At 58.0% G+C, this 14,316-nt stretch carries 10 protein-coding genes and 6 pseudogenes; 10 read left to right on the top strand and 6 right to left on the bottom strand.

The features are described from left to right. The 3 genes and pseudogenes from IP69_RS06365 to IP69_RS06360 form a co-directional block, all read right to left on the bottom strand. On the bottom strand, positions 1–198 hold a 198-nt coding region (locus IP69_RS06365; protein WP_054141982.1), incomplete at its 3' end, for a transposase. A 59-nt stretch (positions 199–257) separates the two neighbouring features. Beyond that, positions 258–428 (bottom strand): annotated as a pseudogene (locus tag IP69_RS21330) (transposase); the annotation flags it as partial. A 76-nt stretch (positions 429–504) separates the two neighbouring features. Beyond that, positions 505–699, bottom strand: a complete 195-nt coding sequence (locus IP69_RS06360) for a hypothetical protein (protein ID WP_054141981.1) — start codon at positions 697–699, stop codon at positions 505–507. Between the two features lie 222 nt (positions 700–921). On the opposite strand from IP69_RS06360, the gene IP69_RS06355 reads away from it, so the two are divergent. After that, positions 922–1,614: a class I SAM-dependent methyltransferase gene (locus IP69_RS06355; RefSeq protein WP_197279706.1), complete on the top strand. Its 693-nt coding sequence runs from the start codon at positions 922–924 to the stop codon at positions 1,612–1,614. Here IP69_RS06355 and IP69_RS06350 read toward each other — a convergent pair. Then, positions 1,577–2,059: pseudogene (locus IP69_RS06350) on the bottom strand (integrase core domain-containing protein); the annotation flags it as partial. The gene IP69_RS06355 and the pseudogene IP69_RS06350 sit on opposite strands and share 38 nt — an antisense overlap. Before the next feature lie 73 nt (positions 2,060–2,132). On the opposite strand from IP69_RS06350, the pseudogene IP69_RS06345 reads away from it, so the two are divergent. After that, positions 2,133–2,682, top strand: a pseudogene (locus IP69_RS06345) (IS5 family transposase); the annotation flags it as partial. Positions 2,683–2,693: 11 nt separating this feature from the next. Here the strand turns inward: IP69_RS06345 and IP69_RS06335 are convergent. Continuing rightward, positions 2,694–3,879 (bottom strand): annotated as a pseudogene (locus IP69_RS06335) (IS3 family transposase). A 60-nt stretch (positions 3,880–3,939) separates the two neighbouring features. Here IP69_RS06335 and IP69_RS06325 point away from each other — a divergent pair. From IP69_RS06325 to rfbA, 8 genes and pseudogenes are all read left to right on the top strand, one after another. Next, a pseudogene (locus IP69_RS06325) lies at positions 3,940–4,167 on the top strand (IS5/IS1182 family transposase); the annotation flags it as partial. A gap of 144 nt (positions 4,168–4,311) precedes the next feature. Next, positions 4,312–5,214 (top strand): class I SAM-dependent methyltransferase, encoded by a 903-nt coding sequence (locus IP69_RS06320; protein ID WP_197279705.1) that lies wholly within the window; start codon positions 4,312–4,314, stop codon positions 5,212–5,214. Positions 5,215–5,334: 120 nt separating this feature from the next. After that, a complete protein-coding gene (locus tag IP69_RS21325) occupies positions 5,335–9,537 on the top strand; it encodes a glycosyltransferase (RefSeq protein WP_082359020.1) in 4,203 nt (1,400 codons plus the stop codon). Between the two features lie 42 nt (positions 9,538–9,579). Beyond that, the gene (locus tag IP69_RS21320) at positions 9,580–10,254 is read left to right on the top strand and encodes a hypothetical protein (RefSeq protein WP_156323321.1); all 675 of its coding nucleotides are present in this window, start codon (positions 9,580–9,582) and stop codon (positions 10,252–10,254) included. A gap of 82 nt (positions 10,255–10,336) precedes the next feature. Next, positions 10,337–11,392: a dTDP-glucose 4,6-dehydratase gene (gene rfbB, locus IP69_RS06295; protein ID WP_054141973.1), complete on the top strand. Its 1,056-nt coding sequence runs from the start codon at positions 10,337–10,339 to the stop codon at positions 11,390–11,392. A 14-nt stretch (positions 11,393–11,406) separates the two neighbouring features. Beyond that, complete coding sequence (gene rfbC / locus IP69_RS06290; protein WP_054141972.1) at positions 11,407–11,964, top strand: dTDP-4-dehydrorhamnose 3,5-epimerase; 558 nt, start codon at positions 11,407–11,409, stop codon at positions 11,962–11,964. Further along, positions 11,964–12,857: a dTDP-4-dehydrorhamnose reductase gene (gene rfbD / locus IP69_RS06285; RefSeq protein ID WP_054141971.1), complete on the top strand. Its 894-nt coding sequence runs from the start codon at positions 11,964–11,966 to the stop codon at positions 12,855–12,857. The genes rfbC and rfbD overlap by 1 nt, the downstream gene beginning before the upstream one ends. 2 nt (positions 12,858–12,859) lie before the next feature. Next, positions 12,860–13,735 carry a glucose-1-phosphate thymidylyltransferase RfbA gene (gene rfbA, locus IP69_RS06280; protein WP_054141970.1) on the top strand — a complete coding sequence of 292 codons (876 nt, stop codon included), beginning with the start codon at positions 12,860–12,862 and terminating at the stop codon, positions 13,733–13,735. Positions 13,736–14,211: 476 nt separating this feature from the next. On the opposite strand, the pseudogene IP69_RS21740 reads toward rfbA, so the two are convergent. Next, a pseudogene (locus IP69_RS21740) lies at positions 14,212–14,316 on the bottom strand (IS481 family transposase); the annotation flags it as partial.

Genomic DNA, 14,316 nt, shown 5'->3' with positions numbered 1-14,316 from the left:
CTTCAGGCGGCGGACCTCGGCGGCCTGATCGTCATCGCGGGTCGCCGCAGCCGGCTTTGCGTATCGCTTCTTCCACTCATAAAGCGAGTACTCGCTGATCCCCAGGCGAGCGGCGACCTCGGCCACCGGGTAGCCTCGCTCAGTGACCTGAAGGACCGCGTCGCGCTTGAAGTCCTCGGTGAAGTTCGCTTTGCCCATCGGGGCCTCCTTGCCTGAAATTTAGGGAAGAAGGCGTCCAGGAATCTAGGGGCGGTTCAGCGTCCCGGCTCCACCTGCGCGGTCATCGGCTTGACGCTCTTGCGATCCCCGGGAAGCATCAGTCCCGTGCAATACGCCTTCATCGGGCCGACCCGGTCGGTATGCCCCAAGACCGCCGCCAGCCTCTCGACAAACGCCGCGAACGGCAATTCACTCCCGCAACATCCGATCCTAGATCCATGCCCGCTCTCCACGAGGGTAGATCTCAATCCTTACATAAATCCCCAATTTTGTGACACAGTAAGCCTAGATGATCTCCGCAATCGGCTGCGCCGTCGCCGAGGCTCTGTGACGCCGGCGCCGGCGCGCCCATAGCACTCCTGTCCGGTTCAGGCGGGACGAGCTTCGGGCAGCGAGCGCCTGCTTCACCGTGGCGATGGTCTGCCGGCGGGCGATGCCGTCGACGACGAGGCCGTATTCGCCCCGGAAGGCGAGCCGCAACCATGGTCCTGTCGCCGATCCGCTCGTCATCTCGTCCCAGATCGAAGCCGAGCGCGATCAGCGCGCTATAGCTCAGCGTTTGTCACCGGTAATGCTCGGGACATGAAAGAGCGCCCGAAGGCGGCGAAGGCAAATTCAGCGCTTGCGGGCGGGCGCGGGATGACGCAGAGGGTTACTACTCGAAAGCGGTCGCCGAGAGCTTGCTAAAAAGGAATGGCAGCGATGTATTTCCCTATCCCGCCCCAATCAATGATGTTCATGGGCGAGACGCCAGAGACGTTCATCTCGAACGGCGACATCATGCTCGATCACATCTGGGACCGGCTAAATCAACCCCTTGCTTCGGTGCTCGACATCGGTTGCGGTTACGGGCGATTGGCGCATGCGCTAGCCCGCCGGGGGTTCCGCGGCAGGTATCTGGGCGTGGATGTTCTCGAAAAGCCTATTGCTTGGCTCCAATCTAATTTCACAAAGGCTATGCCAGCGTTCGAATTCAAGCACATCGATATTCACAACGGCCGATACAACACTGGTGGCTCTGTGAAAGCAGGCGATTTTGATCTAGATTTTGTCGATTTTACGCCCGATCTTGTCTTGATACTCAGTGTTTTTACGCATATGTATCAAGACGATATTGTATCATACTTGAATGCGATTAGGGGTGTGAGCGGGGACAATACGTTGGTTGCTGCTACGTTCTTCCTGACCGGCAGTCCCGCATTGCGCAGTTTTAACTTTCCTCATACGATGTCACCGCACTGCCGCTTCCACTCGACCAAAGACCCACTGCATGCAATTGCGTATGATGAAACATGGCTTCGCAGTCAGTTCGACAAAGTGGGTTTTGATGGACCAGTGAAGTATTGGTTTCAGGATATCATGTTCTTGCGGCCGACAAAACCCGCTGCAGGCTAGGTGTTTGGTCCTGGGTGAGGTGACGCGGGTCGATGTTGGAGGGTGATGGGTCTTTCGTCCATGCCTGACAAATGGACTCGTATGGCGTTCGCCATCGCACAGCCTTCAGATGCTTGGCGAAGTTGTAGGCGGTGACGAAGGCCACGACATGGGCCTTCGAGCTGTCAAGATCGAGTTAGTGGAAGACCTTGGTCGTTGCATCCTCGATCGTGCGGTTCATCCGCTCGGCCTGGCCATTCGTCCAAGGGTGGTAGGGCCTGGTCAGCTTGTGCTCGATGCCGTTAGCGAGGCAGAGGCGGTCGAACATACGTGGTCCCCACTGTCGGGAGATCCTGTTGCGGTTCTTCGGCAGGTCGGCGAAGGCCATCCCGTTGTCGGTCAGGACCGTGTGGATCGCATAGGGGAACGTCGCGATCACGTTATCAAGGAAGCCGGTCCCGTTCAGCATCTTTGGGTCCGGACCCATAAAATGATTGGCACCGCCGGCTCGGTGTGATTCACGGCTTCCGGGAGGAAGCATGGATGGACGGGATCGTTTCTGGCTGACGGACGCACAGTTTGCGCGGATCGAGCCGCATTTGCCAACGGATACGCGTGGCAAGCCGCGTGTTGACGACCGCCGGGTGATCAGCGGCATCGTGCATGTCTTGAAGTCCGGCGGCCGGTGGATCGATGCGCCGCCCGATTACGGGCCGCGCAAGACGCTCTAAAACCGCTATGTCCGCTGGGCGGCCAAGGGCGTCTGGGTCTATCTCTTCCATGCCCTGGCGAGTGCCGGCGGTCCTCCGGCCCAGGTGCTCGTCGATTCCTCCGCCGTGAAGGCGCATCGCTCGGCCTCGGGTGGAGAAGGGGGAGTAGCGCTGCCAGGCCATCGGCCGCTCGCGCGGCGGGCGCACGACCAAAATCCACGCGTTGACCGATCGCGACTGTCGACCCATCGCCTTCCTGCTCACCGGCGGACAAGTCGCTGATTGCACGGCCGGATCGGCCCTGATGACGCAGATGCCGCCAGCGCGCATCCTCCATGGCGACAAGGGTTACGACAGCAATGCCATTCGTCGTGACGTTGCCCCCAGCTTTTATCCAATCCTGAGTTCGCTCTGACGGTTTAGATTGCCCTGCGGGGCGGGGTGAGCGGCGGGAGACGGCGCGGAGCTGGTCGGGTTGCGCAGCGCCGTCTCACGACGCGGGAAGGTGCGGGCGAACTCGGCCGGGGTCTGCCAGCCAAGCCCGGAATGGGGACGGGCGTCGTTGTAGTCGGCACGCCAACGGCTGAGCAGCACCCGGGCCTGGGCGAGCGTGGTGAACAGCGTCTCGTTCAGGAGTTCGTCGCGCAGACGGCCATTGAACGACTCGATGAAGGCATTCTGGATCGGCTTTCCCGGCGCGATGTAGTGCCACTCGACACGAGATTGGTCGGCCAGCGCAGGATCGCGTTGCTCGTGAGCTCAGTTCCGTTGTCGCTGACGATCATCCTCGGCATGCCGCGGATCGCGACCAGCCGATCAAGTTCTTTTGCCACTCGCAGACCCGAGAGCGACGTGTCGGCGATCAGCGCGATGTTCTCGCGGGTGCAGTCGTCGACGATCGTCAGAATGCGGAAGCGGCGGCCATCGGTCAGTTGATCCGATACGAAGTCGAGGCTCCAGCGCTCGTTCGGGCGCAGCGGAACCAACATCGGAGCGCGCGTGCCGAGGGCACGCTTTCGCCCGCCGCGCCGCCGCACGCCGAGCCTCTCCTCGCGGTAGAGCCGGAACAGCTTCTTGTGATTGACAACCAGGCCTTCGCGCCGGAGCAGTACATGCAGGCGGCGATATCCGAAGCGACGGCGTTCGCGGGCGAGCTCCGTCAGCCGCTCGCGCAAGCCGCGATCATCCGGCCGCGTGGTCTCGTAGCGGATCGTCATGCGGCAGAAGCCGGTGGCTTTACACGCCCGTCGTTCGCTCATCCCGTGGTTGGCCACGAGATGAGCGACGGCGTTCCGCATCTCGGCGGGCGTCACCACTTCTTTCCCAGCAGGTCCTTCAGGGCGACGTTGTCGAGCATGGCGTCCGCCAGCATCCGCTTCAGTTTGGCGTTCTCGTCCTCCAGCGCCCGCAGGCGCTTGGCCTCGGAGACATCCATGCCGCCGAACTTGGCCTTCCACTTGTAGATGCTCGCATCACTGACGCCGTGCTTGCGGCACAGATCCGAGACCGTGACGCCGGCCTCGTGTTCCTTCAGGATGCTGATGATCTGTTCTTCGGAAAAGCGACAGCGCTTTATGCTCTGGTCCTCGGGGTGGGCCAGAGCGAATTTCAAGCTGGATTATCTCAGAGGGGCAACGTCAGTCGCCAGGTTGAGGTGAACGGCACGATGCCGACCATTCCGCCCAAGGCCAACCGGCGCTGGAAAAACTGCTTCTCGCCGGTCCTCTACCGCGACCGCGACGCCATCGAGCGGATGTTCTGCCACCTCGAGGACTTCCGCCGCGTCGCCACGCGATACGACCGCCTCGCCGTCGACTTCCTCGCCGCCGTCTGCATCGCAGCAACCGTCAGCTACTGGTTATGAGTCCGAACCCTAAAGGCAAAAATATTGTAGCCTCGACACCTGCGGAGTCCAGCCGCCGCCAGCCACCTCTTGACAATCGACTCACTCCCAGTGGAAACGAAGGCGCTGTCCAAGCGCTGCTTTCGTGCCGGAGGAGAATCGATGATGACAAGCTCGATTCAAACAGCAGCAGCGTACTGGAATGAGCGGTCATTGACCCCGCTTCCGCCTCGTGTGAGGTGGTGGCAGAGCCCGATCGTGGTGCGCCACATCAACCGATTGCTGACGGGTACGCCCGCACTCGGAGCGCATACCGGTTTCCATGAATTGATCCAACGCAAGCGACCAGGCTCGGTGTTTCGGAAAGCGGTCTCGGTCGGCTGCGGAACCGGGGTAAAAGAAGCTGGCCTCGTTGCCGCGGGAATCGTCGCCGAGTTCCACTTGTACGAAATAAGTGCCGAGAGAATCCGGCAAGGCCGGCAACAGGCAGAAGCGAAGGGGCTAGCTAATCGGATGCTCTTCCACGAGGCGGACGCCTTCGCGCAATGCTTGGACGTAGATTTCGACCTCGTCTACTGGAACAATTCGCTGCACCACATGCCTGACGTGAACCTAGCTCTCGATTGGAGCCGGGGGCGACTGCAGGAGGGCGGGCTCTTTGCTATGGATGACTTTGTGGGCCCGTCTCGATTCCAATGGTCGGAGCGAAGCCTGAGGTATGCGACTGATTTCCGCAACGCACTGCCTCCAGAGTACCTCCGTCATCCTACCGATCCGCAAAGGGCTCTCTCCAGAGAAGTTAGGCGCCCGTCGGTCGAGAAGCTCATGGCGATCGACCCGTCGGAAGCCGCGGACAGCGACCGCATCCTTGCCGCGCTCCAACGCGTTTTTCCGGAGGCCGAAACCTGCATGACAGGTGGAGTGATCTATCATCTCGGACTCAACGACGTCCTTGCAAATATAGATGAGGATAAGGAGGCATCTTTGCTTCACACTGCGCTTTTGCTCGATAAAGCGCTCGCCGAGCAAGGAGAGACGCACTACGCTGTGGCGCTGGCTACGGTTTGAATGCACTTGTAGACTCAAGTCAGTCTTGAGGTGTTATGCTGCCGGCCTCGTACATGCGGGCCGCGAGCAAGTATTACAACGGCGCGCTCCTCAACTTAAGCATATCCGAGGTCTGAACGAATGAAGTTTTTCAAAAATCCTTTTATTCGTACTCTCGGTAAGTCGCAGTTTAATGCGCTCATCAGAAGAGCGGACAGCGCTCGCGATCAGGGGCAATGGAGTGAAGCTGCTGCTCTTTACGCAGAGGCGGTCGCCCTGAGCGAAAGTGAGGCGTGGGTTTGGGTTCAATATGCGCACGCGCTGAAAGAGAAGGGCGCGCATAAGCAGGCAGTCGAAGCCTATGACCGGGCCATTAGCTTGGCGCCGAATGATCCGGACCCGATCCTTCATTTGGCCCATCTGTTGAAGCGTCTCGGCGAAGAAAGAGCAATCGAGCAGTTTCGACGCCTGCACGATATGACGGGCAACGCTGCCATCGCTAGTGAGATTGATCTCCTTCTCGCCTTGCATTCAAACCAGTCTCCTGATGCGACATCCAAGCCGCAGCCCTTTGCAAATACTCCCGTTTCGGCGCCTGAAATGGTCTCTGCGCGACGACCCACTGCGGCCGCGCGCGCGCCCCTCTTGCCCGGTCTCCACAGGCACCGTCGCGGAGTTAGGCTAATCGCATTAGACCCGACTGGTGGCCTGCATCACAAAGTACGGCTTCTCGTTGATGGCGAAGCAGTCTGGTCGGGAATCGTCACCCCTAATGGGATCCGGGAAGACGGCGCCACGCTGTTTGACATCCCATTATCTTTTCCCGACCCCTCGAAGCCTACTGATTTTCGGCGCGTGATCGTAGAGGCGGCCACCGTTGGTCTCGACCCCCCCGGCGGCGTGCTTGAGTTAGCATACTCCGCGCGGTTCAATGGACTTGTCCAGGCAATCGAACGCACATCGACTGGTTGCTTGTTCAAGGCTACTTTTACAGACTCGGAGGGGCTTACGACAAAGCCGTTTATCCGTGCGCTGAGTGATGGATTCGAATTCGCGATTTCTCCGATAACAACAGTTGCTCGGACGAATAAAAAAGGCTCCGTCGAGTTTGAATACCACGGTGAGGTTAAATGCACGGCCGATGTTGTCGATGTGCTAACGTTTTGTCCGATGTGGAGCACAATCCCGCTGGCTCGGTCGTCATCCACGACGAATGGCGCCGCCGAAGAGCATCTGGTTACAGAAGAGGACTTTAAAGCGTCCGATGACGGCCCGAAATTACGTCTCGACTCGGTGCGCCGTGGCCTTGTGGCGGGATGGGCTCAAAACCCATCCACGCCGGCGGCGAAACTTGTCGTCGATATTCTACACGGCGAGGACATCCTGGGAAGCGGCGTTGCATCGCGCTTTCGGCCGGATCTCGCGGCGGCATTTGGAACCGCCGGCACGCACGCGTTTGAGATCGAAGTGGCGCCTGGTCTTCCCGAGGGCCTCCTGCTGCAGGCGCGAGTACGGTCGCCCGAGCCTGTTGCTCAATCGCCCGCCCGTGCGGTTCCGCCGCCCGCTGCGGGTATGCTTCAGCACCGATCGGAAGCTGACGCGCTGCTATCCGACCTCGTCGAAGCGCCGCCATCGCACGATTCGCACTATCAGCCCAGCGTTGCTGCGATTATCCTGAATCGGAACGGCGCCGCCCTATTGCGTGCGCTATTCGAAAGTATACTATCAATTAATACTTACAAATATTTCGAAATCATAGTAGTAGATCATGTTTCAACAGATAATTCCGCTGACGTCTGCAGAGTTTTTGGTGGCAGTTTAAATATAAAATTCATTGAGAGGGGCTACAACGGGAGCTTTTCGGCTTCGAACAATTTTGGAGTGTCTCAATCCAACGCTGATATAGTTTTCTTTATTAACAATGACACTGTTTTTGTCGAAGATATAATACCTGTTCTTGTTTCCCATTTTTCGCAGAAGCATGTTAAGGCGGTTGGAGTTCGCCTGATCGACCGATGGAGCGACTATCTCGACAGCCTTATCGAGAAGAGCGCTGACCAACACCTCGGTGTGTTCCTGCGCGACACGTCCGGCCAGCCCAGGATGTATGAACTAAGGGGCTCGCCGTTTGCGAACACAGTTTCGAGGGAAGTGATCCGAACGCCTGCCGTCACGGGAGCAGCGTTGCTGATGCGCCGCGTGGATTTTATAGCCATCGGCGGCTTCGATGAACGCTACTTCTACGGACACGAAGACGTCGATCTTTGTTTGCGCATTGGCGACGCTGGCGGTATGATTCTATGTGACAATCGGGTCGCCCTTGCTCACCTGCGTGGGTTTTCTCGCGCACAGGCTGGCCAGAAGGACTCGAGTTTCGCTCGAACTCAGGCGCGGAACCGCGAGATAGTACAGAATGCGCATGCGCGGGGCGTCCACCGGCGACTTCGTGAGAATCTACTTACGCGGTCCCATCTGACCGCTTACCCCGTCCAGTTCGCGTTTCTCGTCACCTCGCTCGCCGAGGACACGTTGGCTGGAGACGTGTTTACGGCTCAGGAGCTTGCCGCTTCGTTGGCAAAGGAGCTCACAGGCTGTGAAATCCGGTTTGTCGCACCCGACGCCAAAGGCATTATCGACGTAGATGGCGCAGACATCGTAATAAGCATGCGTGACGACTTCGATGTTCGCAAATACGAAAATCTATCATCAGCTTGCCATGTAGTGTTCTGGGTTCGAAACAATTTTGAGCGTTTTGTGGAAAGCAACAACTGGCAATATGCGCATGACATTTGGTATTCGTCCGAGCTTGAGCGCGCTCGCTTTGAACAAATGACTGGGGTTAAGGCTCGATTACTTCGGATTGCCACGAATTGGGATCGTTTTGCGCAGGCGGAGGCTGATCCTGACTACGCCAGCGACTACTGCTTCACGGGTTCGCGCTGGGGGGTGCATCGCGAAATCACTGTGAACCTGCTACCAGAGGCTGTCGCCGGTACCTTTCGAGTGTTCGGCGCCGGTTGGAGCCAGGATCCGGCGTTCGCCCCCTACGCGTTTGGCTCGCTCCGCTATACGGAGATGCCGCGCGTTTATGCGAGCACCCGCATAGTGATCGACGATGCGAACCATGTCACAATAGCAAGCGGTTCAGTCAACAGCCGTGTCTTCGATGCGATCGCGGCTGGCGCGCTGCCGATTACCAACGGCCTGATCGGCGCTCAAGAGGCGTTTAGCGGCGCCTTGCCAACCTACTCCTCCGCTCAGGAGCTACACGCGCTTCTGTCAAGTTATCTTGGTGACGAGGAGGCTCGCCTGGCCAAGGTTGCCAAACTTCAAGCGATAGCCAGAGGGGAGCATACTTATGATCACCGTGCGAGAGATGTGATACATTATCTTCGCGAAGCTGGAAAGCGAGAGCCTTCGATTGCCATCAAGATCGCTGCGCCAAAGCGGCAGACGAAGGACGAGTGGGGCGATTATCATTTCGCAGAAGCGCTGCGCCGCAGCCTTGCCCATCTCGGCGTACGCTCTGGCATTTTCTTCCTTGATGAATGGGACAGCAAAGTTGCAGCAACAGCAGATGTGTCTCTTGTGTTACGTGGGCTTAACCGTGCGACAATGCACGCACACCAGTACAATTTGCTTTGGCTGATCAGTCATCCCGATAAAGTAAGCGTTGACGAATGTCGGAAATTCGATCATGTCTTTGCTGCATCTGAACTTCTTACTCGCGACTTCTGCGCCCGTGGTATAGAGGCTTCTCTTGCGCTTCAGTGCACCGATACTCATCGCTTCAGGCCGGATGTCGAGCGGCTGGCTGACGCGCCGGATGTACTGTTCGTAGGTAATTCTCGCGGCGTCATGCGCCCGATAGTGTCGGATGCCATTGCGGCGGGGCTGGATATCAATGTCTATGGCGAAGGTTGGTCGGGCCTGATACCAAGTAATTTCGTCAGGGGGACACACATCCCCAACGAAGAATTGCCTCGCTGGTACGCCTCGGCCGGCGTTGTTCTTAATGATCACTGGCCGTCGATGTCAGAAGCTGGACTCGTGTCAAATCGTATTTTTGACGTCTTGGCGGCTGGCGGCAGCTGTATTTCTGACCAAAACTGCGGAATGGCTCAAGTGTTCGGGAGCGCCGTTCAGACCTACTCGGATCCAGCCGACCTGCGAGAACGCGTTCAGTCTATCCTGCTCGCTCGCAATCACAACCAAAAATCGCGACTGAAAGTAGCCAATATGATTGCTCGGAAGCATTCCTTCGATCAACGGGCGGGTCAATTGTTGGCGGTTATCAAAGATTTAATGGGTCGGTCAAAATCGAAACGGCTAGACCTGGATTAATCTTTATGCTCCATCCTTCTCATTTGAATTAGGATCATAGAAATGAGTCAAGCCAAATTCGGCCTTGAAGGCGTTGAACCTAGGCCGCCAGATACCGTTCTTCGGAAACGTATACATGTCGGGTGCGGCCCGAAAGCACTCAAGCCTAACTGGTGGAATATCGATCTCCGATCGTTCAAGGGGATAGATGAGGCCCGTGATGTAGTCGAACCCTGGACGGGATACTCTGACGTTCAATACGTCTATGGAGAGCATTTTCTGGAGCATCTCCGTCTCGATCATGCTGCAATTTTCCTATCGAATGCTCACTCTGTCATGAACCTCGGAGGGCGCATCCGTCTCTCAACGCCCTCCCTTGAGTGGGTGCTAGCTACTCATTTCGATGCAACAGCCGATAATCGGGAAAGAACGATTTCCGATACGTTCAAAATCAATCGAGCGTTTCATGGATGGGGACATCAGTTTCTATGGTCGAAGCCAATGCTGGAAGATGCGCTCAAGGCCGCCGGGTTCAGTGAGGTTTCATTTCACTCGTATGGCGAGAGTTCCGACAGCTTCCTTGCTGGCATTGAGGAGCACGGCGGATATACGGTCACAAACGGCTTTCCCAGCGTTTGGATCGTAGAGGGCGTTAAAACAACAGCAACATCGCAAATCAAGGAGTTTCTAGGAAAGGCTGTTGCCGAATTCCAGCGCTTCGTCGACGGCGGGCACTAAAATTTCGCCGATATTCAAAGTATCCAACCAGCATCTCGGCCTTCATTGGTCTCTTCCTTTTTTCGTTTCAGGATTGCAGTGAATGCCTTTAAGATTTCTCGTGACGGGCGGCGCCGGCTTCATTGGGTCGGCCGTGGTGCGCAAGCTGATCGGTGAGACCGAGCACGATGTTTGCGTCGTCGACAAATTGACCTATGCTGGAAACCTTGCCTCACTTGGATCGGTCGCCGGTAGCGACCGCTACCGTTTCGAAAGGGCCGATATCGGCGACGGTGAGCGGATGAAGGCGATCTTCGCTGATTTTCAACCAGATATCGTCATGCACCTCGCCGCCGAAAGCCATGTCGACCGCTCAATTGACGGACCGTCAGCCTTCATCGAGACCAACGTCGTCGGCACTTTCGCGCTGCTGCAGGAAACACTTCGCCATTTCCGCACGCTGCCAGACGAGCGTCAGGCGCGCTTCCGCTTTCATCACATCTCAACGGACGAGGTCTTCGGTTCGCTGGGAGCCGATGGCTTCTTCCGCGAGGATACGGCCTATCAGCCAAAATCACCCTACTCGGCCTCCAAGGCAGCCTCTGATCATCTCGTCCGCGCGTGGCACCACACCTACCGACTGCCGGTGGTCATGACCAATTGCTCGAACAATTATGGGCCCTACCATTTCCCAGAGAAGCTGATCCCGTTGATGATCATTAATGCAATTGAGGGCAAGCCGCTGCCAATCTACGGCAACGGACTCAATGTTCGTGATTGGCTCTATGTCGACGATCATGCCGACGCGCTGCTGACCGTAGCCACCGTCGGCAAGCTCGGGGAGAGCTATAACATCGGCGGGCACAACGAGAAGACCAATGTCGAGGTGGTCCAGGCGATCTGCGCCATTCTCGACGAGCTTAGGCCCGATCCGAAGGGACCGCGGGAGCGCCTGATCACCTATGTGACCGATCGACCCGGCCATGACGCGCGCTATGCGATTGATGCCGGCAAGATTGGTCGAGAGCTAGGCTGGAGGCCAAAGGATACCTTCGCAACTGGGCTTCGCCGTACCGTCATATGGTACCTTTCCAATCCGAAATGGTGGGGCGACATCCGCTCCAGCGTCTATCGTGGCGAACGCCTCGGCGAAGCCTGAGCGGAGGTAAGAGTATGCTTATCGTTGAGAGCACGGCGATCCCCGCTGTCAAGATTTTCACGCCGAAGAAGTTTGGGGATCATCGCGGCTTCTTTTCGGAGACCTGGAACCGGAACGCCTTTACCGATGTCGGGCTCGAACTCGATTTCGTCCAGGACAACCACTCGCTATCGAGGCAGGTCGGAACGTTGCGCGGCCTGCATTTCCAGTCTCAGCCCTTGGCACAGGACAAGCTGGTGCGAGTCACGCGCGGCCGCATCCTCGATGTCGCCCTGGATATCCGCGCCACGTCCCCGAGCTTTGGCAAGTATGTTGCGGTTGAGCTCTCGGCCGTCAATTGGAAGCAGCTCCTGGTACCTGTCGGCTTCGCCCACGGCTTCGTCACACTGGAGCCGGACACCGAGGTTCTCTACAAGGTCACGGCGCCTTACGCGCCGCAGCACGACCGCGGTATAGCCTTTGACGATCCGGATTTAGGCATCGATTGGAGCCTGCCGGTCTCGGATCTCATACTGTCCGATAAGGACCGCAAGCATCCGCGCTTTGCTGAAATGCAACGTTATTTCGACTGATGACCTTCCGTATAGCCGTCACCGGTTCTACCGGGCAAGTCGCCTGCGCCATGCTGGAGCGCGTGCCAGTTGGTTTTGAAGTTATTGCGATCCGCCGCCCGGACCTCGATCTCGCCAACCCGAAAACGGTTGCGCCTGCGCTGCGCGCCGCTAAGCCAAACGTGATCGTCAATGCGGCCGCATATACGGCGGTGGATCAGGCCGAAAGCGAACCCGATCTTGCAATGCGCGTCAATAGCGAGGCGGCCGGCGAGGTGGCACGCGCCGCCGCTGCCCTCGGCATTCCTGTAATCCAACTTTCGACCGATTACGTCTTCGACGGAACGCTAGACCGACCCTATCGCGAGGACGACACTACCGGACCAATTTCTGCCTATGGCGTGAGCAAGTTGGCCGGTGAACAGGCGGTTGCGGCTTTCACCGCAAACCACGTCATCCTGCGGACGGCCTGGATCTACAGCCCCTTCGGCAAGAATTTCGTCAAGACAATGCTGCGTCTGGCCGAGACGCGCGACGAAGTCGGTGTCGTTGCCGATCAGATTGGATGCCCGACCAGCGCAATGGACATCGCCGACGCAATCTTCACTGTTGCGCGGAACCTGACCGAACGGGCGGACGATCCCTCGCTGCGCCGCGTGTTCCATATGAGCGCGGCTGGTGAGGCCGTCTGGGCCGATGTTGCGGAGGCGATCTTTGCCGAGCGGCAACGGCACGGCGGTAAGCCGGTCGCGGTCAAGCGTATCGCGACCTCCGACTATCCGACACCGGCGCGCCGACCTGCGAATTCTAGGCTCGACTGCAGCAAGCTCGCGCAAGCACATGGCGTGCATCTGCCGGAGTGGCGGAGCTCGCTCGGCCCTTGCATCACGCGACTTTTAGGGGATCAGAGGTAACGATGAAGGGTATAATCCTTGCCGGCGGCTCCGGCACGCGGCTACATCCGATGACGCTCGCAATGTCAAAGCAGCTCCTGCCCGTATATGACAAGCCGATGATCTATTATCCACTGTCGACGCTGATGCTCGCTGGCATCCGTGACGTCTTAGTTATCTCGACGCCGCACGATCTGCCGAATTTCAGACGATTGCTTGGGGACGGTGCCAATTGGGGAATGAACTTTTCCTATGCTGAGCAGCCGGATCCCGGTGGTCTGGCGCAGGCTTATCTAATTGGCGCAGATTTCATCGCCGACGAGCCATCCGCCTTGATCCTCGGCGACAATCTGTTTTATGGCCACTCTCTCCCCGAGATGATGGCGCGGGCACAGACGCGTACCATCGGCGCCACTGTCTTCGCCTATCGTGTCCGCGATCCCGAGCGTTACGGCGTCGTAGCGTTCGACCAATCCGACAAGGCGATCTCAATTGAGGAAAAGCCCTTGGTGCCCAAGTCAAACTGGGCCGTCACAGGCCTTTACTTTTATGATGCCGAAGTCGTGGAGATCGCGCGCACCCTGAAGCCTTCGGCGCGTGGCGAACTCGAGATAACCGATGTGAACCGCATCTATCTGGAGCGCGGCGCACTTTCGGTGGAATCGATGGGCCGCGGTTTCGCCTGGCTCGATACCGGCACTCCCGACAGCCTGCTGGAAGCTGCCGAGTTTGTCCGCACACTAGAAAGCCGTCAAGACCTGCGCATCGCCTGCCCGGAAGAGATCGCCGCGAGGCAGGGATGGATCTCAGCAGCGCAACTGACGCTGCTCGGAGAGAAGCTCGCCAAGAGCGACTATGGCCAGTATCTCATTCGAATCTCACGCGAACTCCATGGGTAGGTTCAACAACTCGGGTTGATCTCAGCCCTTAAAACTGGATCGCTTTGGGTTAGAGTTTTCCGCATCGTTTCCCATTGCTGGGAGGAGCGGAAAGCGATGAAAGATTCGAAGTTCTCGGACGCGCAGAAGGTGACGTGCTCCCCTAAACGCGGCCAGTCTGAACTGGAATTATCCGTTTATGATCCCGCGATCGAGTCGAGGAGAGTTCCATGAAGGCATCGAAGTTCACCGAGGCGCAGATCGCGTTCGTTTTGAAGCAGGCTGTGGGTGACCTGAACTGATGGGGTGGATGCCCCCTCCGCGCGGCGTCGTAAGATTGCCGCTCATCGCCATGGTGGCGCGATTGAGGAGGAGCTCATGTCCGACGTCCATGTTCTGGCGATTGATCTCGCCAAGCGAAGCTCCCAAGTCTGCGGGACGGCTCGAGGCGAGGCGGTTCTATTCAACCGCACGGTGTCGCGCGTCAAGCTAGATGTTTAGATGTTTAGTCCCGGCATCTGGTGGAGCGGGCTTAGCCTGAAGCGATGAGATTCAGCAGCCCAGCGCTTGCAGATGAACTCATAAGGCGTGAGGCCTTTCAG

The sequence above is a fragment of the Allobosea sp. AAP35 genome, from assembly GCF_001295925.1.
Classification (GTDB): Bacteria; Pseudomonadota; Alphaproteobacteria; order Rhizobiales; family Beijerinckiaceae; genus Allobosea.
This window is presented reverse-complemented; position numbering and strand designations above follow the sequence as displayed.

Excerpts from the sequence above, each read along its gene's own strand:
- IP69_RS21320 (WP_156323321.1), top strand. The coding sequence starts at position 9,580 with ATGAGTCAAGCCAAATTCGGCCTTGAAGGCGTTGAACCTAGGCCGCCA.
- rfbB (WP_054141973.1), top strand. The coding sequence starts at position 10,337 with ATGCCTTTAAGATTTCTCGTGACGGGCGGCGCCGGCTTCATTGGGTCG.
- IP69_RS06355 (WP_197279706.1), top strand. The coding sequence starts at position 922 with ATGTATTTCCCTATCCCGCCCCAATCAATGATGTTCATGGGCGAGACG.
- IP69_RS06320 (WP_197279705.1), top strand. The coding sequence starts at position 4,312 with ATGACAAGCTCGATTCAAACAGCAGCAGCGTACTGGAATGAGCGGTCA.
- rfbC (WP_054141972.1), top strand. The coding sequence starts at position 11,407 with ATGCTTATCGTTGAGAGCACGGCGATCCCCGCTGTCAAGATTTTCACG.
- rfbA (WP_054141970.1), top strand. The coding sequence starts at position 12,860 with ATGAAGGGTATAATCCTTGCCGGCGGCTCCGGCACGCGGCTACATCCG.
- rfbD (WP_054141971.1), top strand. The coding sequence starts at position 11,964 with ATGACCTTCCGTATAGCCGTCACCGGTTCTACCGGGCAAGTCGCCTGC.
- IP69_RS21325 (WP_082359020.1), top strand. The coding sequence starts at position 5,335 with ATGAAGTTTTTCAAAAATCCTTTTATTCGTACTCTCGGTAAGTCGCAG.